The following is a 24,819-nucleotide window of genomic DNA, read 5'->3' on the forward strand; positions in this document are numbered from 1 at the left end:
CTGTTTAAGCGGCAAATTTACGGGGAATAGATGTATTTACATTTTATGTAGGTTTGCTGCTAGTTAATCAAATAGCATATATGAAGATTTTCTTATTGTCCGTTTGTTTCTTTTTTACGGCTACCGGGGGATTTGCCCAGCATAGAACGGATCTTTCCGCTGTAGCCTGGGTAGATAGTGTCTTTAAGACCCTGACCGGCGATCAGAAGATAGCCCAGCTCATGGTGGTTCGCATGTCTGCCATCGATCCTGTCAGCCGCAAGGTCATCTTCTATGATAAGGAGGTGGAAGAGGCTGTGCGCCAGTATAATATAGGGGGGATCTGTCTTTTTCAGGGCGGGCCGGTTACCCAGGCCGGGTATATCAATTATTTTCAGGGGTTAGCGCGTACACCCCTTTTATATTGCATAGATGCGGAAAACGGTGTGGGCATGCGGATGGACAGCGTTGGGGGGCTGCCAAGGCAAATGATGCTTGGAGCTACACAGGACCCTTCCCTCATCTACCAGTATGGCCGTTTGGTTGGCGAACAATGCAGACGGATAGGCATCCAGGTGAACTACGCCCCTGTCGTGGATATTAATAATAACCCCGAAAATCCGGTTATTAACGACCGGTCCTTTGGAGAGAACAAATACAAAGTAGCGTCATTCGGAGTAGAATATATGAAAGGGATGCAGGACGTGGGCGTAATGGCCTGTGCCAAGCATTTCCCTGGCCATGGAGATGTATCCGTGGATTCCCATTTAGACCTGCCGGTTATCAGTAAGACCCGGGAGCAATTGGATTCCCTGGAACTCTATCCCTTCCGTGAATTGTTCAAGGCCGGTGTGGGAAGTGTAATGATCGCCCATTTGTATATACCTGCTATCGATAATACCCCTAACCAGGCTACTTCGCTTTCTTATAATAATGTAACAAAACTATTGCGTAAAAAATTGCATTATAATGGGATCAGTTTTACCGATGCCCTGGAAATGAAAGGGGTGGCAAAGTTCTATCCGGATGGTGATGCTTCTGTCCAATCCCTGATTGCAGGGAATGATATGTTATGCCTGCCAGGAAATGTTGTCCTTAGCGTGCAGAAGATCAATGAGGCGATCAAACAAAAAAGGATAAAGTGGAAGGACATCGACGCAAGGGTAAAAAAGGTGTTATACGCCAAGTATCAATATGGCCTTGCCAATTGGCAGCCGGTCGATACCCATCACCTGACGGAAGACCTGAACGAAGGAATAAAAGAAATGCGCAGACAGGTGGCCGAAAATGCACTGACCCTCCTGCGTAATGACGATTCTACCGTATTCCCGCTCCCGGCCGGCAGGAAAAAGAAGGTAGCCTATATAGGTATGGGCTTGACGGGAGATAATAACTTTAGCCGCAGAATGCGTGCTGACTATAATGCACAGGTTTATTATTTCGATTACGGGCTGGACAGCGTTAAGGCGGCGGCAGCTCTGGAACTGTTAAGCAACCGCTATGATGTCCTGGTGATTGGCCTGCATAATTACGCACGATTTCCTGCCGCTAATTTCGGGATCAGTCATCCGGCCGTTTGGTTAATGCAGCAATTACAACAAAGGAATAAAGCCGTGACCTTTGTTTTTGGAAATCCTTATCCGGTAAAAAATTTTTTCGGGACAGGCTCAGATCACGCGGGTTCAGATCGTACGGGAGCCAGGGCATTGGTCGCCTGTTATGAAGATGATGAGGTCACGCAGGAGGTTGCCGCCGATCTGCTGAATGGTAAATTTGTAGCAAAGGGCAAACTGCCGGTAACGGTTTCTGATCTGGAAAAGGTTGGTTCGGGGATAACAGGCGGTGTCGGGGTCCTGCCTCCGGCAGATCCGGAGATGCTTGGTTTTAAACAAGACCGTTTATTGAAGATCGATTCAATTTGCAGGGAAGCTATTGCCAAACAGGCTACACCGGGATGCGTGGTACTCGTGGCAAAGGATGGGAAGGTCGCTTATGAAAAGGCATTCGGTTATCTTACCTATGATAAAAAAGAAGCGGTCTATAAAGAAACGATCTATGATATGGCCTCGGTGACCAAGATCTGCGCCACTACCGTTTCTGTCATGAAACTCTACGATGAAGGAAAGCTCGATTTGCAGAAGACCCTGGGAAATTATCTTCCCTGGGTGAGAGGCAGTAATAAGGCTTCTCTTCGCATCTGGGATGTTCTGCTGCATCAGGCAGGACTTAAGGCATTTATTCCCTTCTATAAAGAGACGATCGACAATAGCAAGGAGGGATTTCCCCTGCCGGGGTTATATACGGCAAGACCGGATAGTCTGCATACTATCCGGGTAGCGGATAATTTATATCTGCGCCATGACTATGAGGATACCCTGTATAAACGTATCCTGCAAAGCGAGTTGGGGCCAAAGGATAAATATGTCTACAGTGATAATGATTTTATATTCATGGGAAAGGTCGTGGAGGCCATCAGTGGAATGTCACTTGATGAATATGTGAAAAAGACCTTTTATGAACCGCTGGAGATGCATTCGACGGGATTTAAACCCAGGGAACATTTTTCCCTTGACAGGATCGCCCCGACTGCCCAGGAACCGATTTTCAGAAGGCAACTGATCAGGGGTGATGTACATGATCCCGGTTCTGCTTTATTTGGCGGCGTAGCCGGTCATGCCGGCCTTTTCAGCGATGCCCATGACCTGGCCATCCTGCTGCAGCTGCTGCTGAACGGAGGAACGATCAATGGAAAGACCCTGCTGAAAAAAGAAACGATCGATTTTTTTAGCGCCTATCATAGCGACATCAGCCGCCGTGGTCTGGGTTTTGACAAACCGGAAAAGGACAATGCCACCCGAAAAGATCCTTATCCCTGTTTGTCTGTTTCCCAACAGGCATTTGGACATACCGGCTTTACCGGGATCGGGGTTTGGGCGGATCCGAAATATGATCTCCTCTATCTCTTTTTTTCGAACAGGGTAAATCCAAAAGAAGACAATGGGATGATCTCCACGTTGAGTATCCGGGGAAGGATCCAGGAAACCATCTATCAGGCGATGGGACCCCCTGGCCCCCTGAAGGGGGAATTAAAACACAGAAAACTTAAACTCATGGCCCACTAAAGCCGGATCCAGAACCGGTTTAGTATTTATTGGGGAATTTATTTAAAGAAATCTTTTTTCTAAGTCTTTTTTAGAACTCCCCCTTTAGGGGGCCGGGGGGTGTTTCTGATAATATTTGCAGGCGGGTTTTAAACCGCATTGTCCGCATTTGGGGCTTCGGGCCACGCAGACATAACGTCCGTGAAGGATCAGCCAATGGTGAGCGAGATGAACAAGGTCTTTGGGTATGAACTGAAGTAATTGTTTTTCCGTAGCCAGGGGTGTTGTCGCATTCAGGGTCAGACCGATGCGGGCGGATACACGGAACACATGCGTATCCACAGCCATATTTGGTTGTTTATCGACGACCGAGGTGATCACATTCGCGGTTTTTCTCCCGACCCCGGGTAATTGAACCAGCTCATCAATAGTAAGCGGCACTTCGCCATGGAACTTTTCAACCAGCATTTGAGCCATGCCGATCAGGTGTTTGGTCTTATTATTGGGATAGGAGATGCTTTTGATCAAGGGGAATAACTCTTCAAAACTTGTTTTGGAGAGGGCCTGGGGATCAGGATATTTTTCAAAAATAGCAGGAGTGGTCAGATTAACCCTTTTATCGGTACACTGGGCAGAAAGTATCACTGCTACCAATAACTGGAATGGGCTGGCATAGAACAGCTCCGTTTCTGCATCCGGGTTATGTTCCTTAAAATAAGTTAATACAAAGACATATCGCTCCTTTCTGGTCATTGCATAAGGATTTCAATGACCGCGAATTTACGGCATAACCATAAACGAAGATCCGGGCATGTCAAAAATCACGAATGTTGTACTGATTCAATCACGAATGTTGTACTGATTCAGTAGAAGTTTCTCTGGCATAATTCATTACCCGTTGGATAACTTCAATGCGTGGCGAAAAGGTGATTTTGTCCGATCCTAATCCTGAATCAATAATGGATGATTGCAGCATCTGTAACTTCTCGCGAAGCATCCAGTCTTCCTTTAAGGCAGTCTCAAGAGCAACCGTTAATTCCGGGGAAGACTCTTTATACAAATACAGCAAAAGATCCTCCTGTGTAAAGAGTGTCATAGGCAAACCATTTTTAAGTCCAAATTTATCCGAAGCAGTAAAAAAAGAAAACGTCCATACTCAAAACGGCATCAGGGTACAGTTATTGTATAGCCGCAAAAATTAATTTGAGCTACATTTTGATTAGTTTTAAAGCGTAAGAAAGTGAAAATCAGTGGGTAATTTGTGTGTTGTCTTCCTGGATCCGGTATAAATCCTCATTATCCCTTTTCATCAGGTATTTTTCCCGGGCATATTTTTCCAATATTGCCGGGTTGGATTTCAGCTGTTCCAATTCCTGTCTGGTGGTAGCGATCTGTTGTTCGTAATATTTTTTGCTTTGCTCCAATTTCTGCAATTCCCCTCTTTCCCGGAAATGACTGGTAATAAAGTCACGGGAGTCAAAAAACAGGATCCAAACGGCAAAACCTGTTGCCGTGAGTACATATTTGTTCTTTAACCAGGAAGGTATGTGCGTAAGAAACTTCATTTTTTAATATTCCCTGTTCGGTTTCCTTTTCCCGGAATTCCGGGTTAAAAAAACCGGTAGCCGGATAAATTTAAGTAAATCCGGCCACCAGTCAAAGGGTTCCCTGTCTATTTTTTGAATTTAATTCTTCCTTTTGGATAAACGCCGGCATCGCCCAATTGCTCCTCAATACGAATAAGCTGGTTGTATTTAGCCAGGCGATCGGTACGGGAAGCGCTTCCGGTTTTGATCTGTCCGCAGTTCAAGGCAACAGCCAGATCTGCAATGGTAGTATCTTCGGTTTCGCCGCTGCGATGGCTCATGATCGTCGTATAACCATTAGTCTGAGCCAATTGTACGGCATTGATGGTTTCGGTCACGGTACCAATCTGGTTCACTTTAATCAGGATGCTGTTAGCAACGCCGAGGTCAATACCTTTCTGGAGAATTTTGGTATTGGTGACGAAAAGGTCATCTCCTACCAGCTGAACCTTATTACCGATCGCATCGGTTAATTTTTTCCAGCCATCCCAGTCTTCTTCTGCCATCCCATCTTCTATGGAGATGATCGGATATTTGTTTACCCAGTTGGTCCAATAATCGACCATTTCATCGCTGCTTAATATTTTCCCGCTGCTCTTGTAAAATTTATACTTGCCATCTTTGTACATTTCACTGCTAGCTGCATCCAGGGCAATGCCGATCTGGCTGCCAACCTTGTACCCGGCTGCTTCGATGGCCTGCAATACTGTTTCGATGGCTTCTTCATTGCTTTGGATATCCGGTGCGAATCCGCCTTCATCACCCACATTGGTGCTGAAGCCTTTTTTCTTTAAAACGGTCTTTAACTGATGGAAGATCTCCACTCCCCATCGCAGGCCTTCACTAAAACTTTCGGCACCCACCGGGACGATCATGTATTCCTGGTAATCGATCTTATTATCTGCATGCACACCGCCGTTGAGGATATTCATAAGGGGAATAGGCAAAACGGTGCTGTTCACTCCACCCAGGTAACGATATAAAGGAAGTTTGCATTCCAGGGCTGCAGCTTTGGCAACGGCCATAGAAACGGCAAGAAGGGCATTGGCACCCAGTTTGCCTTTGTTTTCGGTGCCATCCAGATCCAATAACCGCGCATCCAGGGAGGCCTGCTCATTGACAGGAAATCCGATCAGTTGGTCGGCAATAATATCATTGACATTGGCTACTGCCTTCAATACTCCTTTACCTCCATAGATCCCTTTATCACCATCCCGCAATTCAACGGCTTCGTGGATTCCCGTTGAAGCACCGCTGGGTACAGCAGCACGGCCAATATGACCGTTCTCCGTGGTAACATCCACTTCAACGGTGGGATTTCCGCGGCTGTCTAAAATCTGTCTTGCATGAATGTCGGCAATGTAGCTCATACTTAGTTCGTAGTTTTTAATTGAATGTAGTTGATTCCTTAATTCATATGGCTTTCGTCGTTACTGGCTGTCAGGGTCCCGGCAGCATTTGCTCTCAGTCCGGGCTCTTCAGGGTTGGGGGGTCGTCAGGTTCCGGAAAATATCTTCCAGGCTCTGCTCTTCACTTTGCAAAGAAACAATGTTCAGTTTGTTTTGCAAAGCCAGTTCCAGCAATTGTTTTTTTACCTCATCGGGTTCATCGGTTCGGAGCTCCCATTCTGATGCGGAAAGGTTACGGACGGAAATAACTCCCCTGAGCTCCTGCAACCGACGGATTTCCAGCGGCTCCTTAAACGAAATCTTGATAATATTGGTGTTGTTTTGCCGGCGAAGACTGTCCAATTGATCGTCAGCGACCAGTTTTCCTTTGTTAATAATCAACACCCGGTCGCAAAGAGCTTCCACTTCCTGAAGGATATGGGAAGAAAAAAGGACTGTTTTATGTTTTCCCAGTTTTTTGATCACTTCCCTGATCTCGATGATCTGGTTAGGATCAAGCCCGCTGGTTGGCTCATCTAAAATGAGCACCTCGGGATCGTGGATTAACGAGGCAGCCAGCCCAACCCGCTGTTTATAGCCTTTGGATAACTGACTCAGTTTCTTTTTACTTTCCGGTGTTAATCCCACCATGGCGATGACCTCTTCTATTTTCTTCCTTTTTTCTCTGACCTGGTGAATATCGGCAACAAAGTCCAGATACTCCCTAACATACATATCGGGGTACAGCGGGTTGGCTTCTGGAAGATAGCCGATCTTTTTTTTGGTTTCCTGCGGATTTTCCTTGACGGGGATGCCGCAGACAATCGCCTGCCCGCCATCTTGTGCCAGGTAGCCGGTAATGATCTTCATCGTGGTAGACTTACCTGCACCATTGGGGCCCAGGAATCCAACAATTTCCCCTTTATTTACGGTAAAAGAAATGGTATCTACTGCCTTTTGCTCGCCGTAGGTCTTTATGAGCTCTTTTACTTCAATGGACATGCTATGCTACTGATTTACGGTACGAAAATAGGCTAATCTGCCATAAATACCCGTTAATGGCGGGATCAGGAGGTTGCTTTATCATTATCATATTCCCCTTTGAGTGCATAATAACCGAACAGGATCATGCCGATGGCAATGGGAATAAAAACTACAACAAATACGCCCCATTGGATTTTTGTGTCCAATTCTGGTTTTTTAGTGATCTGGTCAGCGGCTGTCCGGATCAGGTAAAAGATAGCCAGTGGTCCCAGCAGGATCCACAACAGGCCAAATGCTCTTTTAAGACCCCCCAGCCCCCTGAAGGGGGAGTTAGGTAACTTGCGGCTTTTCTCGTTAGGGGTGTTCATGTCAATTTTTTTTATCAGGTGAATATTGTCTTTTGCTTTCTTTAGTGTGTAAGCCTGTGCTCCCCCTTCAAGGATGTAAGGCTTCAGGCTCCCCCTTTAGGGGGTTGGGGGGTATGTACAAAGCTCCGATGATCAAACAGACGAACGCTACGATAATGGGGTACCAGAGACCGACCAGCTTATGGCCGCTATAAATGGTCGTAAGCAAGGTGGCAATAAAAGGAGTCAGCCCCCCGAATACGCCATTTCCAATATGATAAGGAAGGGACATGGAAGTATAGCGGATCCGGGTAGGGAATAATTCGACGAGAAAAGCGGCGATAGGCCCATAGACCATGGTTACATAAAGTATCATGACGAATAAAACGGCCACCATCTTCCAATAATCCCCTGTGCCTACGGTCTTGCTGGTTTTTACTTCTGTTTTAAGGCTGGTGTGGCCATCCGCATAGAGCGTATCTTTTTTGGTTTCAGCGACGCTCATTCCGTCCTCATAATGCGTGATGCTGGCTGCCGTTCTGAGCATATTGCCCGTTTTACCAATAAAACCAACACTGCTTTTTATTTCCTTTTGAGCGACCAGCTCGGTCTTGTTATGGGTATCGGATAAAGTAACCAATTGCCCGAATAGGTACTGGTAAGAAATGATCGCCAGGAACATTCCGGAAAGCATGATCCATTTCCGGCCGATCCTGTCGCTCCATCCTCCGAAAATGACGAAGAAGGGTGTTGCCAGCAAGATGGCCCAAATTAATATAGTCCTTGATTGATCAAAATCGATTTTACATACATTTTCCATGAAGGATTGTGCATAAAACTGCCCGGTATACCAAACCACCCCCTGGCCCATCGTGGCGCCGAATAAAGCGAGCAGGACCATTTTCAGGTTACGTTTATGGCCAAAACTCTCTTTGAGAGGATTAACGGATACTTTCCCCTCCGCTTTCAGCTTGGTGAAAAGTGGGGACTCCTGCATTTTCAGGCGGATATAGATGGATAGGAGCACGAGCAGGATGGAAGCCAGAAATGGGATTCTCCATCCCCAGTCATTGAATTTTTCAATGCTCCTGGCCTGATCCGCGTCCAGAAAATGACGGGTCAATAAGATCACGCCCAGCGAAACAAAAAGACCCAGGGTTGCCGTGGTTTGTATCCAGGAGGTAAAATACCCTCTCCGGTGTGCGGGGGCATGTTCAGCGACATAAGTGGCCGCACCGCCATATTCCCCTCCGAGTGCCAACCCCTGCAACAGCCGGAATAATAATACGAGCAGGGGGGCTGCGAATCCGATGCTGTCATATCCCGGTACCAGGCCGATGGCAAAAGTAGATCCGCCCATGATTATGAGCGTTAGCAGAAAAGTATGTTTGCGGCCGATCAGGTCCCCAAGTCTTCCAAAGACCAGGGCGCCGAAGGGGCGTACAATAAAACCGGCGGCAAAAGTGGCCAGCGTGGAAAGAAGGGCTGCAGTAGGATTGGTTTTTGGAAAGAACTGGTTGGCAATGACCGTAGCCAGGCTTCCGAAAATGTAGAAATCATACCATTCTATCAGTGTGCCTACGGATGAGGCCGTAATAACTTTCCATATTCCTTTTGTTGATGTTGATGACATAGGCTCGTTAGTAAAGTATTAAGGGTAAAGTGATAAAGTTAGTATAATTTATTACCGATAAAATTCTAAATTTACGGCTCCAAACTTATCATTTATTTATCCAAAAGTCGGAATTGTCATATGAATTACCCTCATCAGGTCAAATCGTTAGAAGAGTATCATTCAGCGTATAAACAAAGTGTAGAAGATCCGGAGGGGTTTTGGGCCGGTGTTGCCGGTAATTTCAGCTGGCATCGTAAATGGGACAAAGTGCTGGATTGGAATTTTACAGAGCCAGATATCAAATGGTTTTCAGGGGCAAAACTGAATATAACGGAGAATTGCCTGGACCGTCACCTTGCCGAAAGAGGGGACCAGCCCGCTATTGTTTGGGAACCCAATAACCCGGAAGAGGATTACCGGGTCCTTACCTATAAAGAATTGCATTTTAAGGTATGTCAGTTCGCCAATGTATTAAAGAATAATGGCGCAAAAAAAGGCGACAGGATCTGTATCTATATGCCCATGGTGCCGGAACTGGCCATTGCCGTTCTGGCCTGCGCCAGGATTGGTGCCATTCATTCCGTCGTTTTCGGAGGATTTTCCGCTCAAAGTATTGCCGACAGAATCCAGGATGCCCAGTGTAACGTTGTGATCACTTCCGATGGCGCTTACCGGGGAAGTAAGGATATCCCTTTAAAGTCCGTTATCGACGATGCCCTGGTACAATGCCCCTCCATCCGGAAAGTGATCGTGCTGACCCGTACCCGTGTCCCGGTGAGTATGATCAAAGGCCGGGATGTATGGTGGGAAGATGAGATCAGGAAAGTGGAAACCCAGGGAAATCCTTTATGTCCGGCCATATCCATGGACGCGGAAGACATGTTATTTATCCTCTACACTTCCGGCTCCACCGGAAAACCAAAAGGGGTAGTTCATACCTGTGCCGGTTATATGATCTTCACCAATTATACGTTTGTGAACGTATTTCAGTATAATCCGGGCGATGTATTCTTTTGTACCGCGGATATCGGATGGATAACGGGGCACAGTTATATCGTTTACGGTCCTCTGAGTGCCGGAGCGACCAGTCTTATGTTTGAAGGAATTCCCACCTGGCCGGATGCGGGCAGATTCTGGGATGTGGTAGATAAGCATAAGGTGAATACCCTCTATACCGCCCCAACGGCTATCCGGAGTTTAATGGGATTCGGCCTGGATTATGTAAAGAAGAAAGACCTCAGTTCCCTGAAAGTGCTTGGAACGGTAGGCGAGCCGATCAATGAAGAAGCCTGGCATTGGTATCATGATCATATCGGGAAAGGCCGCTGTCCCATTGTGGATACCTGGTGGCAGACGGAAACGGGAGGTGTGTTGATTTCCAACCTGGCAGGCATCACTCCTCAGAAGCCTGCACATGCCACACTGCCCTTACCTGGCGTTCAACCTCTGCTGGTTGATGAAAAAGGAGAAGAGTTGACTGGTAATAATGTCAGCGGCAATCTATGTATCCGGTTTCCCTGGCCTTCTATTGTCCGAACTACCTATGGAGATCATGAAAGGTGCAGACAAGCCTATTTCGCGACCTATCCCGGGTTGTATTTTACCGGAGATGGCGCATTGAGGGACGGGGACGGCAATTACCGGATCACCGGCCGCGTGGACGATGTATTGAATGTAAGCGGGCACCGGATCGGTACCGCAGAAGTGGAAAATGCCATCAATATGCATACCGGCGTGGTGGAAAGCGCAGTGGTAGGTTATCCTCATGATATAAAAGGGCAGGGAATCTATGCCTATGTAATCTTTAGTGGTTCAATAAGCGATGAAAATCTTATCCGCAAAGACATCATGCAAACCGTAGCCCGGGTAATCGGTCCTATCGCCAAACCGGATAAAATTCAGTTGGTTTCTGGTCTTCCCAAAACAAGAAGCGGTAAGATCATGCGAAGGATTTTAAGGAAGATCGCCGAAGGGGAAACGCAGAACCTGGGGGATACGACTACCCTGCTTGATCCTTCCATTGTGGAAGAGATAAAGGGTGGGAGGTTGTAGTTACCGGAATGCCTGATAGCAGCCTGCGGCTGCGACAGTACAAGGTTGCTGCGATGCAGCACCCGGCTGCCTGATAGTACCCGGCTGCTGCGATGCAGCAGCCTGTCTCCTCTCTCATGTCGGGCCTACGGCCAATGCCCTCCGGGCGATTAGTGCTGAATCGTCACCCTGGTGCCAACCGGGGCGATGCTGTATACTTCATCCATATCTTCGCATTTCAGCGAGACACATCCGTTCGTCCAGTTCTGGTAGGCATCGACAGCATTATCGTCATGGGGCCAGGTTCCATGAATGGCAATGCCATTGCCAATCTTAGCTGTTTTTGGGATTACACCTTTTGCTTTCCGTTCATTAAATTTAGCCAGATCGGGAGGGGTTGGATAATCCAGGTCCATGATCTTATCCCATTTTTCATGGGGGCGTTTGGAAATGATATGATAAACGCCCTCCGGCGTTTTCCGATCACCCTGGATCATTTTATCTTCCAGGGATTTATTTCCAAACACGACCGGATAAGTAGCATACCATCCATCCTTGTCGAAGACCTGTAACTCATACGTGGATTTGATGATAAGGATAGATACCTCTCCCTCGGGTTTTCGATGAAAAAAACTTCTGTGAGCATACCTTCTGTGGCTGTCCTTAAAGGCAAACAGGGTAAATACCAACAGACTGCCCAACATCACTCTTGTCATGGTCATTTTGCAGCTTTTTTATTGCTGTTGTAACGAAACCTGGATATGAAATATTTTTAATGTGGAAAAGTTTTGACGGAATCCCCATAAGACATTGACTGAAGACCGGACATAAAAAAACCAGTGCCAGGAATGGCACCGGTGTTACTACTACACATGAGAACTGTGTACAAATCTTTATCAGCTACCAGTTACTTAAGCGGATGCCAACCGTATATGGAATTTGGTTCAATCCTTTTTGGAACATACTCTTTGTTGCATAGGAACCATAAAGTTTTATCGGGCCTAACTGGACTTCCCCGATCCAGGAGATCTTCCAGGGTTCCATGTCAAACTCATCAAATGTTTTTTTCTTGCCGTACTTGTCGCTGATCAATTTTTGCCTGGAAGAATATTTGTATCCGAAACTGGCCCCCGCGCTCAATCCAAAACCATTTTTTTTGCCGGGAGTAAAGTTGAAGTTCAGCATAAAGGGGACGGTGACATAATCCGCTGCCAATTTGTTTTTGCTGTAACTGATCGTATCCATAATGACCCTGGTAGGACTGGTAAGGTATTTGATGTTTTCCTGATAGCGGTAGTTATTCAATTCTATACCGATCCCGTATTTAAGATTGACCACGTGTTCGATGAGATTCAGGCGTTGCATAAAAAGCCAGATGTTTACATTGATCGATTTTCCTGTCCTGAGGCGAAACCAGTCACTGGTAGAGCCTGGAGCAAATTGTTGCGCTGGGAGGGAGGAATAATCGGTCTTGTCGTTGTAATTGGAGAACCCCAGGTCCAGGATGATCCAGTTTGTGCTGATATTGGAAGGTTTGTAACTATTATGCCGTTTGCGGATCCGGGTCTCTTCGGTGCTTTCACTTTCACCCTTTTTTCCGCTCTTTATGATGATCAGGTTGCCGACGCGGATCGTATCGCTGCCGGGGATCCGTCCGGTATCCTTTTGGGGCGCAGGATTAATTATTTTGCCGGTACTGTCGGTCTGAGCTTGCCCGCATAGGGCCATGCATAGGCCTGCCATTATTATCAATTGCCTTTTCATCCGTTAATTTTTAGATTATACTTTATGTAAGTTTATTTGAGGGCGACCTGGAAAGCCCCGATCAATACCCCATGTTTGCCGTTATCTGCATCAGGATCATCCAGACTGGAGGTTTTTTCAAATACCCTGGATACTCTTCGGAAGATCCCCCGCATTTTATTTTTTTTGGGTGTAGCCGGTTCCATAGCCAGGTCTTCTTCTGCTTGTGTACCCGAAGGATTCAATAAGGCCTGTGTAGCAAAATCTTTTCCCGACTTTCCCTGATCTGTTGGTGCCGGATTTTTGATTGGGTAAGCGAATGCTGAAACTGTTCCTGGAAGGCCGCTCTCGATCCTGGCTATCTTAGCGCCTTCCACAAAGTCAGCCTGTGACTTGTTTTTTTCATCGACCGGTTCAATAAGCACCGGAGGTTTGATTACCTTGTCCTTTCTGTTATTGTCTGCAACAGCAAGGTCTTTTATAGGTTGCCCTCTTTTTTTCTCCGCTTCACCGGCCACCACGGAGCCCTCCGGATTGACAAAGGAAGGCTTGGCGGTCGTAACTGCAATTCCTTCTTTTGTTTTCTCTTTGTTCTCTTGTTTGTTCCCTTGTGTTTTCTCTGTGCCGGCTTCCTGATTTTTACTGCCCGTACTTCCAGTATATAACGGATCAGCAGATCCGGGTGTTACAGACTGGATTTCTTTTTTTTCTGTTTGATGTGTTCCGGTATCTGCCTTTTTTGTTATGCCGGTATCCCCTGTCCTGCTGTTTTTAAGAAAAGCCAGCGGACCGGAAGCGCCATAACGGAAAAGGAGCAGCCCTATAGCAAATATAACAGCGGCTGCGGAAGCCATCTGTAGCAGTCGTGATCGTAAAGGAATGACTTTCCTCTCTCCTTCTTTTTTATAGAGCATTTGTTTATCAGGAAAAACGATGGCCGGATCCGGAGTACTCACCGTTTGCCGGAGCAAACCAAGCACCTTGGCTTTTTCAGGATGACGGCGCGCATATTGTTCTACCCGCTGACGTCCTTCCCCGTCCAGTTCTCCATCGATATAAGAAATAAACCAGGCTTCGCAGTTATCTTCATTCAATTCCCTTCCGGCTATAAAGGGAATCCTTAACAGGGAATCCCGGTCTTTAAAAATGGAATCGTTTTCTGGTTTTAGTTTGCACTCCAATAAGGCCGTCCACTCTTCTTCCAGATCAGAATTTTCTCCTACGAATATTTCCACCGTTTGCCTTTCTGCCGGAGATAACTCATTATCCACGTACAGCAAAAAGAATTCCTCATAATTATCGCGTGTGATCATGGAGTTTATATTACGTTTTCCAAACTGATCAAATAATTTTTCAACTGAATCCTTGCCCGATGCAAATATACTTTGACCTGACTTTCATTAAGACCAGTGATCTGCCCGATCTCATCATAAGAATATCCTTCATAATCCTTCAACAGGACCAGTGACCGCTGAGTTTCATTCAGTCGTGCCAGGGCCACTTCCAACACTTTTTTTAAATTATGGGCCGGGGTGTCGGTGACCCGGGCTTCTTCTCTGAATTCCTCCCGGAGATGGATCCTTTTTGTTTTTCGCAGATGATCGATCATCTGATGATATGCGATGGTAAAAAGGAAAGATTTACTTTTTATCATTTCCACCTCGTGCCGGTTCTTCCAGAGTTTTTCGAAAGCCGTTTGTACCACGTCCCGCGAGTCCTCTTCATGGCGGAGGTTTTTAAGGATGAAGCGGTACACATTATCCGCATAACTCGTAACACAGTCATTGTAGTCTTTCTCTGTCATAAGCTGAAAGCTGTCAGGCTATAAAATTAACGGGCCAATCCGGGTTTATTTTACTTATACGGCGGAATGGGAATAAATGTTACAAAACGTAAAAAAGATAGGAAAAGATCGGCCTGGCATTGGTGCCGGATCTGTTGATTAATTGAATACCCCGTTGGGATCAAAAATGGGAAAAATGTACCTTAATGATTGATCGATAATAAATTACGTGAAAGCGATTCCCAGATAATAAATTCCGTCTGGCTCTTTTTTTGTTCGCAATTCCCTGTCCCATTCTCGTTGCATTCCTGGCTGCAGGCGGGCGTGGAAGTTCGGGTTGTTCGCGAATAGGAAAAGAGAATCAGGCTGATAGAAGCTATCAGTACCACCAAAAATAATCGGAAAAATGCTCTGTATTTCATGAGAATTCTATTTCTCTTATTAGACGAAGTTAAATATTAATTTGTTACAGATTGGTAAAAATTTACTTCATTTAGCTTTTGCCAGGAATCCGTTTAAGAAAACAGGTAGTTTGTTGAATTATTAAAATATTTTTTAGCAAAAAGGCCTCTTTAACCATAGAAAATTCAACTACTTATCCATATCAGGCACGGCCTGATAGTACACGGCCTATGTGTACGGACATTAATGGAGGTTCCGGAAAAGGATTATATTTTTCCAATCCTTTTCCGGAACCTGAAAATCATATATTTGCGCCCTGTTACGGGTCTTTTTCGGGATCCTATTTTTAGCCGATTAAATTTTTACATATGAATGCCTCTTTTGTAACACGCATTTCTGCGGAACTGGAAGAGATTAAGACTTCCGGCCTTTTCAAATCTGAAAGGATCATTACCAGCGCCCAGGGGGCCGAGATAGTGGTAAATGATAAAAAAGTATTGAATTTTTGTGCCAATAATTATTTGGGTCTTTCTTCCCATCCTGCCGTAATTGAGGCAGCCCATAAAGCTATCGATGCAAGAGGATACGGAATGAGCAGCGTCCGTTTTATTTGCGGTACGGAGGACATTCATAAAGAATTGGAAAAAAAGATCAGCATCTTCCTGGGAACAGAAGATACTATTTTGTACGCTGCGGCATTTGATGCGAACGGAGGTGTTTTTGAACCTTTGTTCGGAGACCAGGACGCCATTATCTCTGACGAGCTCAATCATGCTTCGATCATTGATGGGGTTCGTCTGTGCAAGGCGCAACGTTACCGTTATAAACATAATAATATGGCGGATCTGGAAGAACAGTTGAAAGCAGCGCAGGGTCTTCGCAGCCGGATTATTGTTACCGATGGATCCTTCAGCATGGATGGAACTATCGCTCAATTGGATAAGATATGCGATCTCGCAGACCGTTACCATGCCATTGTAATGATCGATGAATCCCATTCTTCAGGGTTCCTGGGTAAAACAGGACGGGGTACACATGAATACCATGGTGTCATGGGCAGGATCGATATTATTACCGGTACACTGGGCAAAGCCCTGGGCGGGGCCAGCGGCGGGTTTACCAGCGGCAGGAAAGAGATCATTGAAATGTTGCGTCAGCGCAGCCGGCCTTACCTGTTCTCCAACAGCCTGGCGCCTTCCATCACCGGAGCATCCATTGCGGTATTGGACATGCTGAGTGAGGCTACAACCCTTAGGGATAAATTGGAATACAATGCAAAATATTTCCGCAGTAAAATGACGGAGGCAGGGTTTGATATCCGGCCCGGAGACCATCCTATCGTCCCGATCATGTTATATGATGCTGTCGTAGCGCAAAATTTTGCTTCCAGATTATTGGATGAAGGTATCTATGTTATCGGATTCTTTTTCCCTGTTGTTGCAAAAGGACAGGCCAGGATCCGGGTGCAATTGAGCGCAGCTCACGAACAGGATCATCTGGACAAAGCTATTGCCGCTTTTACGAAAGTCGGTAAAGAACTGAATGTACTTAAATAACAATTCAAATGGCACCATAAGAAATACTAGCAGAAGCCCGGCAGCCACCGGGCTTCTGCTTTGGGGACAAGCGACGCATTAAAATGCGGCTGTCATACTGATCTCCACGTTTACATTCTTCGGTAATCCTTTAACGGCGTAAGTTTCTCTCGCGGGGAAGTCACCGTTAAAGTATTTTCCATATACTTCATTGACAGTTCCGAACAATGACATATCACTTAACAGAATCGTGGTCTTTACCACATGACTGAAATCCATTTTGGCTTCGGCCAGGATCGCCTTCAGATTATGCATAACCTGGTGGGCCTCGCCGATGATATCGGTGGCCTCAATATTACCGGTAGCAGGATTGATGGGAATCTGGCCGGAAATAAAAAGCAGGTTGCCCGTCTGGACGGCCTGGTTGTAGGGACCGATGGGTGCAGGGGCATTAGGGGTGTTAATGATCTTTTTTTCCATAAAGCAAATATAGCCACAAGCTTGCAGGTTGCAGCCCGAGGCATGAAGCTAATAGTTATCTTTGCGTCCGACCCGGAAAAATAAAATTTAGCAGATGAAAATTGCAGTATTGGCCGGAATGGAGCAAAAAAAGGAGCTGGAGTCCAAAATATTCCCGCCTGGAGTCTTGTGGGCCTGGGTCGAAACAGTGGATGCCCTGAGCAGGCATACAGATGCCGGATTGTTTATGGACCTGGAATTTACCATGGATAAGACCCGTATTGAGAAATTAAGCGAGTTGTTACCGGTCCCGGTAGTGATTAATTCCGTTGTTCATACCCTTGCCGAAATAGGCCAGCCTTTCTTCCGGATCAATGCCTGGCCCGGATTTCTGGGAAGAAACACCCTTGAATTGGCAGTTCCTGACAAAAACAGGGGTGAGTCCATTGGGCTGTTGTTTGACCAGCTTGGCTGGCCATACCGGATCGCTCCGGATATCCCGGGTCTGATCAGTGCGAGGATCCTGGCCGGAATAATCAATGAAGCCTATTATACCTTACAGGATGAAGTGAGCACAAAAGGGGAAATCGATACGGCCATGAGACTGGGAACCCATTATCCTTCAGGGCCCTTTGAATGGGGTAAAAAGATTGGTTTGGACAAAATCGGGCACCTCCTTGCCTCGATAAATCAAAAAGACGGATGTTTCACAATTGCCGATTCCTTGGAAAAAGAGTTAAGCAATATTAAAATATGATTAAAATTTAAGAAATTTTACCGACCTCATGGCCTTAATCTTAAATATCGATACGGCGACGGAAAAAGGGAGCATTTCTTTGTCGAAAGATGGCAGTTCCCTGGCTATTTCCGAAAATGGAGAACAAAAAGATCATGCCTTTTGGTTGCATACTGCCGTCGAAAAAATAATAGCCGGGAATGGATTTTCGATGCGTGATCTGGATGCCATCGCCGTAACTTCCGGGCCGGGATCTTATACGGGTTTGCGCGTTGGAATGGCGGCTGCTAAGGGTTTTTGCTACGGATTGCAAATTCCCCTTCTCACGGAAAATACCCTGAAAGTTATGGCTTTTGCCGCCAGGGAGCAGGGAGCTTCCTCTGGCTTTTTATGCCCTATGATCGATGCCAGGAGGATGGAAGTTTTTACTTCAGTTTACCAAAATGACATGGTGGAGCATTTGCCCGTTACGGCTATGATAATTGATGAAAAATCGTTCTCAGACCTCCTTCTGGATAGCACCGTGTCGTTTTTTGGAGGAGGGAGTTATAAGTGTAAACCTCTAATTACTTCTTCCAACGCAGTTTTCCTGGAAATTAATTATAATGCGGGGTATCTGGGTATTCTATCTTTTTTACGATATTTACAACGGGAATTTACGGAACTCGCTTATAGCGAGCCCGCTTATACCAAAGAATTCTACACTCATACGAGAAAATAACTATATCATCATTTTAACAGTATAAGGTTGTTTTTTCTAAAGAGTACATCATAAATTTGTCTGATTCTGTCACGTATCTTGTTGAAATCCTTAAAACGGTAATCGCTCATGAGCTTAACGATGAATAATAATAACTATTGGATGGTAGTAAATGCAGAGGGCTCCGAAGGAGCTCCTGTAAAAGTCGATTTTTTGAATCTTAAGAAAGGAGCTCTGATCTTACGAGCGCTGAATCACAAATTACGGCAGCAGGTCATCCGCCTCCTGGACGAAAACAAGAAACTGACCGTAACGGAAATTTATGTCCATCTCCGCCTGGAGCAATCTGTCGCCTCCCAGCACCTCGCTATCCTGCGCAGGGCCGGAATCGTTAAAACTCAACGCGATGGAAAGTTCATCTACTATATCATCAATCATGACCGGCTTGCCGAGATCATGAAATGCGTGGACGAGCTGATAGACTGATATTTGCCCGTAATCGCGTAACTTTGCCCCAAATTAAAAGGGTATGTTTATTAAGCAATTGTATACCGGTTGCCTAAGTGAAGCGGCTTATTATATTGAGAGCGCCGGTGAAGCAGCTATTATAGATCCCTTGCGTGATATTGACGCTTATCTTCAATTGGCCAAAGAGCGGGGGGCAAAGATCAAATATATATTTGAAACCCATTTTCATGCCGATTTTGTAAGCGGTCACCTGGATCTTTCCAAGGCTACGGGCGCGCCTATCGTTTATGGTCCTAAAACAGAAACCAATTTTCCCATTCATAAGGCTACAGATGGCGAATTATTTCCGCTCGGAGACAGCACTATCGAAGTGTTGCATACTCCGGGTCATACCATCGAATCCTCCTGTTACCTGGTAAAGGGCCCGGATGGGCGAGCACATACCGTCTTTACCGGTGATACCTTGTTTGTAGGGGATGTGGGAAGACCTGATCTCAGCAGCGGGAACCTCAGTAAAGAAGAGCTTGCGGGTATGTTATACGACTCTCTGCGGAGCAAGATCATGCCTCTTCCGGATAATATCGTTATTTACCCTGCACACGGACCTGGCAGTAGTTGTGGAAAGAACCTGGGACCAAATACGTTCAGTACGCTGGCCGAGGAAAAAGAAAACAATTATGCCCTGAAGGAACAAACCAAGGAAGATTTCATCAAAGCCGTAACGGATGGTTTGGACGTATTGCCCCAATATTTTTCAGTAAATGCCAGGATCAATAAAGAAGGATATGGAAGTTTGGAAGAGATCCTGGAAAGCGGACTGAAACCCCTGGAATTGAAGGAGTTTAAAAAACTGATACAGGATGATAAGGTAATCCTGCTGGATACCCGGAAAGCCGCCATTTTCACAGAAGGATTTATTCCCGGTGCCATAGGGATCGGCCTTGACGGTCGATTTGCGGAATGGGCGGGGAGTTTGTTACCCTTCGATAAAACAATCGTCCTGATCACCACCCCTGGTGAAGAAAAGGAAAGTGTGGTTCGTCTGGCCAGAGTAGGGTTCGATAAAATGAAAGGTTTCCTGCAGGGAGGTTTTGCCACCTGGAAACAGGCAGGGGAACCTGTCGATCTGATCATTGATGTGGAAGCGGACGAATTGGCTATGGATATCCCCTTTGATGACAAGCTGGTCGTACTGGACGTAAGACGTGAAACGGAATTTGCAGACGGTCATGTCAAGGATGCCGTTAATTTACCGCTGAATGACCTGGCGGATCCGGGCAGCATGGTAAACCTTGATGAACACCTGAATATATATTTACATTGTGGCGGCGGATACAGGAGTATCATTGCCGCTTCATTGCTTAAGCGTCAGGGGATCCATAATTTGCGCAATGTGGCAGGGGGATGGAGTAAGATTAAAGAACAATCCGGTATTAAGATCGAGAAGGAGAACAGCATATTGAATTAGTACAGTGTGCTCAATTAAAATGGTCAGATGCAAACGATCCCATTACGGATAGCATATAATACAAGACCGACCCTGGTCCTGACGTTCAGTTTCTCAAATAACATATCGCGGTAACCGTCGATAGTCCGGGGGCTGAGATACATCAGTTCAGCAATTTCCTTGTAGGTATATTCTGTACATACCATCTTCAAAAATTCAAGTTCCCGGTCATTTAAAGGGAGAGCGCGCCGGGTTTGCTGTTCAGGTTCTTCCTGCATATGGATCGTATGGACCAATTTACCCGTTACCATCCCGGAATAATAGAATCCTCTCTGAATAACGGTATCCAGGGCCATTTTCAACTCAGCCGGCTCAATGTCTTTGAGAATATATCCTTTTACACCGTTCTTTAACATACGGATAATGGAGTTGTCCGTATCGTACATAGAAAGCACGAGAATTTTCACATCGGGAAAATTTCGTTTTAGCCAACCTGCCGTTTCATATCCATCCATTTCCGGCATGTTGATATCCAGGAGAATAAGGTCCGGCAAACAGGGGGGATGTAATTGTCTGATCAGGTCAGAACCATTATAGGCCTCGAACAGTACGGCATATTCGCCAAAACTACGTATGAGGTTAGCCAAGCCATTCCGGAGAAGCACATGGTCATCGACCAATGCAACAGCAGGTTTGCAATTATTCATCAGAATCGGGTTTAGGTTCTGGTTGCGAGGGGTCATCTGGCATAAATTGCCAGCGTTTGTTCTGTTTCAATTGTGCTACTGATCAGATAACCTGTTACGTTTAATCGGGCACTATTAAAGATGTCCTTCTACAAGATCGGAGAAGCGACTTTTCACACAGAGAAAGGCAGATTCCTTTGCCTCAGCCTTTATGTTTCAGAGTGAGATATACCGGACGATGATGTAAATATATTATTATTATTTGAAATGCAATAGCCCTGACCCATTTATAGAAATCATTTATTCCGAAACCGATTTTTCGTAAGGAACAGGGGTCTCATCGATCCAGTTTGGGCTATACTCCGCTTTCCAGGAATGTTTCCACCTGCGGTGGCTCCAAAGCCACATATCGGGATTGCGGCGAATGACCGTCTCCAGATAACGCACATATTTCCGGGTCAGTTCTCCTTCAGCAAGAAGGCTGGGATCCGAAGTACCCAGTTTAACCGTAGCATGATAATAACCCCGCCTGGGTTTTTCAATGCAGGCAAATACTACCGGAAGATTGCTGGAACGCGCCCCTTTTTCCGGTCCGCTGACAAAAGGAGTCGGACGATCGAAGAACCTTAGCCAATAGGCCGTATGGGTATTGCCGGGATTCTGGTCGGCGACCAGGCCTAATAAATATTGAGTCTGTTGGTAGGGAACCATCGCATTGCGCATATCCGTGGCAGGTAAGAATACGTTTCCGCTCCGGGTGCGGAGTTTGTAGAAGAGTCTTTCCAGGATCTTATTGGTGATAGGCATATACACTACCAACAATTTATATTTCGTCAGTTTGGACAGAACCAATTGGCCCCATTCCCAATTGAAGGTATGCCCGAGGTGGATCTGACAGCTTTTTCCTGTCTTATACAGTTCATCCAGATCACTTAAATCCACGGTAAATCGTTTCTGCAGGAAGGCATCCCCGGCCGAAATCAGTTTGATTACCTCTATAAAAGAGTCAAGAAAATTATGATAGAATTTTTTGGCGATGTGGGTTAGTTCCGTTTCCGTCTTCTCCGGAAAAGCGATCCGGAGGTTATCCATCACTACTTTTTTCCTGTAGCCCAAAACATGGTAAACCAATCCGTAAATGGCATCCGAGAGAAAATAAAGGACACGCATAGGTAAAAGCGAAACGAGAAAAAGAAAAGAATAAAATAAGTAGTACATGGGTCAGGAGTGGTTGACAGGATTATCTGTGCCATATGGCACGGAAAACTTGTTTCTGATCCCGATAAAGATAGATTAATCTATGCGTAATGGAGCGTATTCCTCTTTCCATTTGTTCTTCCATCTTTTATGGCTCCATAACCAGAGATCAGGAGACTGGCGGATGGCGTCTTCCAGGAAACGGGCATAACGCCGGGTCAGTTCTCCCTTTGGCAAAGTGGCGGGATGATCATCCCCTATTTCCAGCCGTACACGGTAATAACCACGCCGGGTCTTATAAAATCGTACAAAAACGACGGGAATATCAGCGATGCGTGCCCCTCGTTCGGGAGCCTTAAGGAAGGCGGTCGGATGATTAAAAAAATCGAGCCAGTAGGCATTTTCGCCATTTCCGGGAGGTGCCTGATCTGCTACCAGGGTCAGCAGGTATTGTGTACCTCTGTGTGGCAGGATCGCCTTTTGCATACTGGTGGCCGGCAGCAGTACGGTACCGGTTCTGGTGCGAAGATGAAGAAACAGGCGGTTGAATAACTTATTTTCAAGCGGCAGGTAAACGACAAGAAAGGGATAACTCGTCTGCAAAGGCATTGCTACATTTGCCATTTCCCAGTTAAAGGAATGACCAAGATGCACCTGGCATTTCCGCCCGCTTTTATAAAAATCCTCCAGGATCTCCGGGTTGTCGATGATAAAATGTTCCCGGATAAAGGAAGGACTGGCTGATAACAGCTTGAGGGTTTCTATAAAATTATCGACGAAATTGCGGTAGAATCTTTTGGCGACCTTTATCCTCCAGGCAGAAGTTTTTTCCGGGAAAGCGATCATCAGGTTGGCCAAAACAATGTCGCGCCGGTAACGGATCACATGGTACAGGAGGAAAGCGAGGAAATCGGCCAGCGGGTATAAAAGCGCCATTGGCAAAAGGGAAAGCAGATATAACAATCCATACACAACGTAATACATCACTTAGTCATTTGTTCTTTAAACGGGCAGAGCACGTAAGTACACCAGGCCCCAAGGCCTAAGTGTACAGACATTATGGTATTTCGGAAAAGGATTATTTTTCCTTAATCCTTTTCTGAAATGCAGGAGGATTGTGCTTCTTTTTAACGCCTGCGCTCCTGCTTAATTAATCCAGTCTTTTTCCTCTTGTACGAGATGATGCAGGTCTGTTTTTACATGAAATTTATTTCTCAAATGCCTGGTCAGAGCATCTGCTGCATATACGCTTCTGTGTTGACCACCCGTGCAGCCGAAACTGACCATCAGGCTTCCGAAATCCCTTTTGATATAATCCTCTACAGCGATATCCACTAAATTATATACGCTGTTCAGGAATTCGGGCATCCTGGTTTGTTGCTCCAAAAAGTCTTTTACTTCTTTGTCGCGACCGGTTTTGGATTTAAATTCAGGCAATCTTCCGGGATTCAAAATCCCCCTGCAATCAAAAACGAAACCACCTCCGTTGCCTCCGTTGTCTTCAGGTATACTTTTCTTATAAGAAAAGCTGTTTATGTGAACGACCAAAGGGGTATTTTCATGGGCCTTTACAGGCTCAAAACGGTTAATGATCTCTTCTTTAACGATCAAACCTAATAATCGTTCAAATTCAGGCAGGGCAATTCCTACCTGTTTATGGGTCAGGAACCATTTAAAATTCCGCAGGGCCAGGGGGATACTTGTCAGGAAATGCGCCTTTCTCTCGAATAATCCCCTGAATCCGTATGCACCCAGAACCTGTAACAGTCTTATGAGCACATAACCGTTATATTGGCTGACGAACTGCACGCGGTCGATTTTTTTACCCAGGATATCTTCCACACAATCCATATAATGATCCAGCAGGCTGTTTTTCCAATCATCCGGCAACTCTGCCTTTGCCTGCCATAACATCGATGCTACGTCATATTGCAGAGCGCCTTTCATTCCTCCCTGAAAGTCAATAAAATGAATATTACCTTCCCTGACCATGATATTGCGGCTCTGGAAATCCCGGAACATAAAAAATTTGTGATCCACATGCGTGAGATAGGTGCTCAATGCCTCAAATTCATCGATCAGCATCTCTTTGTCATAGGGGATCTGAAGCGTGTCCAGGAAATAGTATTTAAAATACAAGAGATCACTCAGGATCGCCTGTTTGCCGAATTCCTTGGAGGTGATGGCCCAGCTATAATCCAGCTGTCTGTCGCCCTCGATTTGCAGACGGGCCAGTTCCTGCAGGCTTTGCCGGAATAGTCCATATACCAGGTCATTATGACCGTATTTTTCCAGTTCACCAAGAAGAGAAGAATCCCCGAAATCTTCCTGTAAATAGATGGTAACTGCTTCATTTACGGCGTAGATCTCCGGAACCGGGCATCCCCGTTCACGGAAATGCCGGCTATAATGAATAAAAGTCTGGTTCTCCCGGACATTATCATTATAGGTTGCGATGAAGGATCCATCCCCGGTCCGCAGCCGGAAATAAATACGATTGCTTCCGGATTGGGGGATCTTCTCCAGTTGAATAAGCGCCGATCCGCTGTAGGACGCAAAAAGCTCTTTAATGTTCTCGATTATGGCTTGCATGAAAAGTATATGGTCGGCAAAAATAGAGTATTTTAACAAC

At 45.8% G+C, this 24,819-nt stretch carries 23 protein-coding genes; 7 read left to right on the forward strand and 16 right to left on the reverse strand.

Annotated features, from left to right (window positions below; all coding sequences use genetic code 11):
• Positions 1-80 precede the first annotated feature (80 nt).
• Positions 81-3,101, forward strand: a complete 3,021-nt coding sequence (locus ACX0G9_RS08950) for a glycoside hydrolase family 3 N-terminal domain-containing protein (protein WP_459064545.1) — start codon at positions 81-83, stop codon at positions 3,099-3,101.
• 84 nt (positions 3,102-3,185) lie between these two features.
• Here the strand turns inward: ACX0G9_RS08950 and nth are convergent, their stop codons facing one another.
• From nth to ACX0G9_RS08985, 7 genes are all read right to left on the reverse strand, one after another.
• Positions 3,186-3,833 (reverse strand): endonuclease III, encoded by a 648-nt coding sequence (nth, locus tag ACX0G9_RS08955; protein ID WP_459064546.1) that lies wholly within the window; start codon positions 3,831-3,833, stop codon positions 3,186-3,188.
• 91 nt (positions 3,834-3,924) lie between these two features.
• The gene (locus ACX0G9_RS08960; RefSeq protein WP_459064547.1) at positions 3,925-4,176 is read right to left on the reverse strand and encodes a hypothetical protein; all 252 of its coding nucleotides are present in this window, start codon (positions 4,174-4,176) and stop codon (positions 3,925-3,927) included.
• A gap of 151 nt (positions 4,177-4,327) precedes the next feature.
• Positions 4,328-4,645: an FtsB family cell division protein gene (locus ACX0G9_RS08965; RefSeq protein WP_459064548.1), complete on the reverse strand. Its 318-nt coding sequence runs from the start codon at positions 4,643-4,645 to the stop codon at positions 4,328-4,330.
• 107 nt (positions 4,646-4,752) lie between these two features.
• Complete coding sequence (gene eno / locus ACX0G9_RS08970) at positions 4,753-6,036, reverse strand: phosphopyruvate hydratase (protein ID WP_459064549.1); 1,284 nt, start codon at positions 6,034-6,036, stop codon at positions 4,753-4,755.
• 108 nt (positions 6,037-6,144) lie between these two features.
• Positions 6,145-7,056, reverse strand: coding sequence for a gliding motility-associated ABC transporter ATP-binding subunit GldA (gene gldA, locus ACX0G9_RS08975; protein ID WP_459064550.1), 912 nt, complete (start codon positions 7,054-7,056; stop codon positions 6,145-6,147).
• A gap of 65 nt (positions 7,057-7,121) precedes the next feature.
• Complete coding sequence (locus ACX0G9_RS08980; RefSeq protein ID WP_459064551.1) at positions 7,122-7,406, reverse strand: DUF6814 family protein; 285 nt, start codon at positions 7,404-7,406, stop codon at positions 7,122-7,124.
• A gap of 67 nt (positions 7,407-7,473) precedes the next feature.
• Complete coding sequence (locus ACX0G9_RS08985; RefSeq protein WP_459064552.1) at positions 7,474-9,018, reverse strand: MFS transporter; 1,545 nt, start codon at positions 9,016-9,018, stop codon at positions 7,474-7,476.
• Between the two features lie 120 nt (positions 9,019-9,138).
• Between ACX0G9_RS08985 and acs the strand changes: the two genes are divergently transcribed.
• Positions 9,139-11,052 (forward strand): acetate--CoA ligase, encoded by a 1,914-nt coding sequence (gene acs, locus ACX0G9_RS08990; protein WP_459064553.1) that lies wholly within the window; start codon positions 9,139-9,141, stop codon positions 11,050-11,052.
• A 149-nt stretch (positions 11,053-11,201) separates the two neighbouring features.
• On the opposite strand, the gene ACX0G9_RS08995 is transcribed toward acs, so the two are convergent.
• The 4 genes from ACX0G9_RS08995 to ACX0G9_RS09010 all read right to left on the reverse strand — a co-directional run bounded on the left by ACX0G9_RS08995 (position 11,202) and on the right by ACX0G9_RS09010 (position 14,578).
• The gene (locus ACX0G9_RS08995; protein ID WP_459064554.1) at positions 11,202-11,753 is read right to left on the reverse strand and encodes a L,D-transpeptidase family protein; all 552 of its coding nucleotides are present in this window, start codon (positions 11,751-11,753) and stop codon (positions 11,202-11,204) included.
• A gap of 178 nt (positions 11,754-11,931) precedes the next feature.
• On the reverse strand, positions 11,932-12,795 hold the full coding sequence (locus tag ACX0G9_RS09000; protein WP_459064555.1) for an outer membrane beta-barrel protein: 864 nt from the start codon (positions 12,793-12,795) through the stop codon (positions 11,932-11,934).
• Between the two features lie 32 nt (positions 12,796-12,827).
• The gene (locus ACX0G9_RS09005; protein ID WP_459064556.1) at positions 12,828-14,087 is read right to left on the reverse strand and encodes an anti-sigma factor family protein; all 1,260 of its coding nucleotides are present in this window, start codon (positions 14,085-14,087) and stop codon (positions 12,828-12,830) included.
• A 5-nt stretch (positions 14,088-14,092) separates the two neighbouring features.
• Entirely contained in the window at positions 14,093-14,578 is a 486-nt protein-coding gene (locus ACX0G9_RS09010) for an RNA polymerase sigma factor (RefSeq protein ID WP_459064557.1), read from the reverse strand.
• Between the two features lie 749 nt (positions 14,579-15,327).
• Here ACX0G9_RS09010 and kbl point away from each other — a divergent pair.
• On the forward strand, positions 15,328-16,515 hold the full coding sequence (kbl, locus tag ACX0G9_RS09015) for a glycine C-acetyltransferase (protein WP_459064558.1): 1,188 nt from the start codon (positions 15,328-15,330) through the stop codon (positions 16,513-16,515).
• A 78-nt stretch (positions 16,516-16,593) separates the two neighbouring features.
• Here kbl and ACX0G9_RS09020 read toward each other — a convergent pair whose 3' ends face one another.
• Positions 16,594-16,974, reverse strand: a complete 381-nt coding sequence (locus ACX0G9_RS09020) for a RidA family protein (protein ID WP_459064559.1) — start codon at positions 16,972-16,974, stop codon at positions 16,594-16,596.
• A 94-nt stretch (positions 16,975-17,068) separates the two neighbouring features.
• Here ACX0G9_RS09020 and ACX0G9_RS09025 point away from each other — a divergent pair, with 94 nt between their 5' ends.
• The 4 genes from ACX0G9_RS09025 to ACX0G9_RS09040 all read left to right on the forward strand — a co-directional run bounded on the left by ACX0G9_RS09025 (position 17,069) and on the right by ACX0G9_RS09040 (position 20,325).
• Positions 17,069-17,710, forward strand: a complete 642-nt coding sequence (locus tag ACX0G9_RS09025) for a 3-hydroxyacyl-CoA dehydrogenase family protein (RefSeq protein ID WP_459064560.1) — start codon at positions 17,069-17,071, stop codon at positions 17,708-17,710.
• Positions 17,711-17,738: 28 nt separating this feature from the next.
• Positions 17,739-18,410 (forward strand): tRNA (adenosine(37)-N6)-threonylcarbamoyltransferase complex dimerization subunit type 1 TsaB, encoded by a 672-nt coding sequence (gene tsaB / locus ACX0G9_RS09030; protein ID WP_459064561.1) that lies wholly within the window; start codon positions 17,739-17,741, stop codon positions 18,408-18,410.
• 108 nt (positions 18,411-18,518) lie between these two features.
• Positions 18,519-18,875 (forward strand): ArsR/SmtB family transcription factor, encoded by a 357-nt coding sequence (locus ACX0G9_RS09035; RefSeq protein WP_459064562.1) that lies wholly within the window; start codon positions 18,519-18,521, stop codon positions 18,873-18,875.
• Between the two features lie 43 nt (positions 18,876-18,918).
• A complete protein-coding gene (locus tag ACX0G9_RS09040) occupies positions 18,919-20,325 on the forward strand; it encodes an MBL fold metallo-hydrolase (protein ID WP_459064563.1) in 1,407 nt (468 codons plus the stop codon).
• 23 nt (positions 20,326-20,348) lie between these two features.
• On the opposite strand, the gene ACX0G9_RS09045 is transcribed toward ACX0G9_RS09040, so the two are convergent.
• From ACX0G9_RS09045 to ACX0G9_RS09060, 4 genes are all read right to left on the reverse strand, one after another.
• Complete coding sequence (locus ACX0G9_RS09045) at positions 20,349-21,011, reverse strand: response regulator (RefSeq protein ID WP_459064564.1); 663 nt, start codon at positions 21,009-21,011, stop codon at positions 20,349-20,351.
• Positions 21,012-21,290: 279 nt separating this feature from the next.
• A complete protein-coding gene (locus ACX0G9_RS09050) occupies positions 21,291-22,208 on the reverse strand; it encodes a lysophospholipid acyltransferase family protein (RefSeq protein ID WP_459064565.1) in 918 nt (305 codons plus the stop codon).
• Between the two features lie 75 nt (positions 22,209-22,283).
• A complete protein-coding gene (locus ACX0G9_RS09055) occupies positions 22,284-23,171 on the reverse strand; it encodes a lysophospholipid acyltransferase family protein (RefSeq protein ID WP_459064566.1) in 888 nt (295 codons plus the stop codon).
• A gap of 162 nt (positions 23,172-23,333) precedes the next feature.
• On the reverse strand, positions 23,334-24,779 hold the full coding sequence (locus ACX0G9_RS09060) for a RapZ C-terminal domain-containing protein (RefSeq protein ID WP_459064567.1): 1,446 nt from the start codon (positions 24,777-24,779) through the stop codon (positions 23,334-23,336).
• Positions 24,780-24,819: the final 40 nt, after the last annotated feature.

It is taken from the genome of Flavitalea flava, from assembly GCF_054461575.1.

What these genes read in the sequence shown, in the direction of transcription:
- ACX0G9_RS08960 (WP_459064547.1), bottom strand. Translation starts at nt 4,176, where the DNA reads ATGACACTCTTTACACAGGAGGATCTTTTGCTGTATTTGTATAAAGAG.
- ACX0G9_RS09050 (WP_459064565.1), bottom strand. Translation starts at nt 22,208, where the DNA reads ATGTACTACTTATTTTATTCTTTTCTTTTTCTCGTTTCGCTTTTACCT.
- ACX0G9_RS08995 (WP_459064554.1), bottom strand. Translation starts at nt 11,753, where the DNA reads ATGACCATGACAAGAGTGATGTTGGGCAGTCTGTTGGTATTTACCCTG.
- ACX0G9_RS08965 (WP_459064548.1), bottom strand. Translation starts at nt 4,645, where the DNA reads ATGAAGTTTCTTACGCACATACCTTCCTGGTTAAAGAACAAATATGTA.
- ACX0G9_RS09060 (WP_459064567.1), bottom strand. Translation starts at nt 24,779, where the DNA reads ATGCAAGCCATAATCGAGAACATTAAAGAGCTTTTTGCGTCCTACAGC.
- ACX0G9_RS08950 (WP_459064545.1), top strand. Translation starts at nt 81, where the DNA reads ATGAAGATTTTCTTATTGTCCGTTTGTTTCTTTTTTACGGCTACCGGG.
- tsaB (WP_459064561.1), top strand. Translation starts at nt 17,739, where the DNA reads ATGGCCTTAATCTTAAATATCGATACGGCGACGGAAAAAGGGAGCATT.
- ACX0G9_RS09025 (WP_459064560.1), top strand. Translation starts at nt 17,069, where the DNA reads ATGAAAATTGCAGTATTGGCCGGAATGGAGCAAAAAAAGGAGCTGGAG.
- nth (WP_459064546.1), bottom strand. Translation starts at nt 3,833, where the DNA reads ATGACCAGAAAGGAGCGATATGTCTTTGTATTAACTTATTTTAAGGAA.
- ACX0G9_RS09010 (WP_459064557.1), bottom strand. Translation starts at nt 14,578, where the DNA reads ATGACAGAGAAAGACTACAATGACTGTGTTACGAGTTATGCGGATAAT.
- ACX0G9_RS08980 (WP_459064551.1), bottom strand. Translation starts at nt 7,406, where the DNA reads ATGAACACCCCTAACGAGAAAAGCCGCAAGTTACCTAACTCCCCCTTC.
- ACX0G9_RS08985 (WP_459064552.1), bottom strand. Translation starts at nt 9,018, where the DNA reads ATGTCATCAACATCAACAAAAGGAATATGGAAAGTTATTACGGCCTCA.
- ACX0G9_RS09005 (WP_459064556.1), bottom strand. Translation starts at nt 14,087, where the DNA reads ATGATCACACGCGATAATTATGAGGAATTCTTTTTGCTGTACGTGGAT.
- ACX0G9_RS09045 (WP_459064564.1), bottom strand. Translation starts at nt 21,011, where the DNA reads ATGAATAATTGCAAACCTGCTGTTGCATTGGTCGATGACCATGTGCTT.
- ACX0G9_RS09055 (WP_459064566.1), bottom strand. Translation starts at nt 23,171, where the DNA reads ATGTATTACGTTGTGTATGGATTGTTATATCTGCTTTCCCTTTTGCCA.
- ACX0G9_RS09035 (WP_459064562.1), top strand. Translation starts at nt 18,519, where the DNA reads ATGAGCTTAACGATGAATAATAATAACTATTGGATGGTAGTAAATGCA.
- kbl (WP_459064558.1), top strand. Translation starts at nt 15,328, where the DNA reads ATGAATGCCTCTTTTGTAACACGCATTTCTGCGGAACTGGAAGAGATT.
- ACX0G9_RS09040 (WP_459064563.1), top strand. Translation starts at nt 18,919, where the DNA reads ATGTTTATTAAGCAATTGTATACCGGTTGCCTAAGTGAAGCGGCTTAT.
- gldA (WP_459064550.1), bottom strand. Translation starts at nt 7,056, where the DNA reads ATGTCCATTGAAGTAAAAGAGCTCATAAAGACCTACGGCGAGCAAAAG.
- ACX0G9_RS09020 (WP_459064559.1), bottom strand. Translation starts at nt 16,974, where the DNA reads ATGGAAAAAAAGATCATTAACACCCCTAATGCCCCTGCACCCATCGGT.
- eno (WP_459064549.1), bottom strand. Translation starts at nt 6,036, where the DNA reads ATGAGCTACATTGCCGACATTCATGCAAGACAGATTTTAGACAGCCGC.
- acs (WP_459064553.1), top strand. Translation starts at nt 9,139, where the DNA reads ATGAATTACCCTCATCAGGTCAAATCGTTAGAAGAGTATCATTCAGCG.
- ACX0G9_RS09000 (WP_459064555.1), bottom strand. Translation starts at nt 12,795, where the DNA reads ATGAAAAGGCAATTGATAATAATGGCAGGCCTATGCATGGCCCTATGC.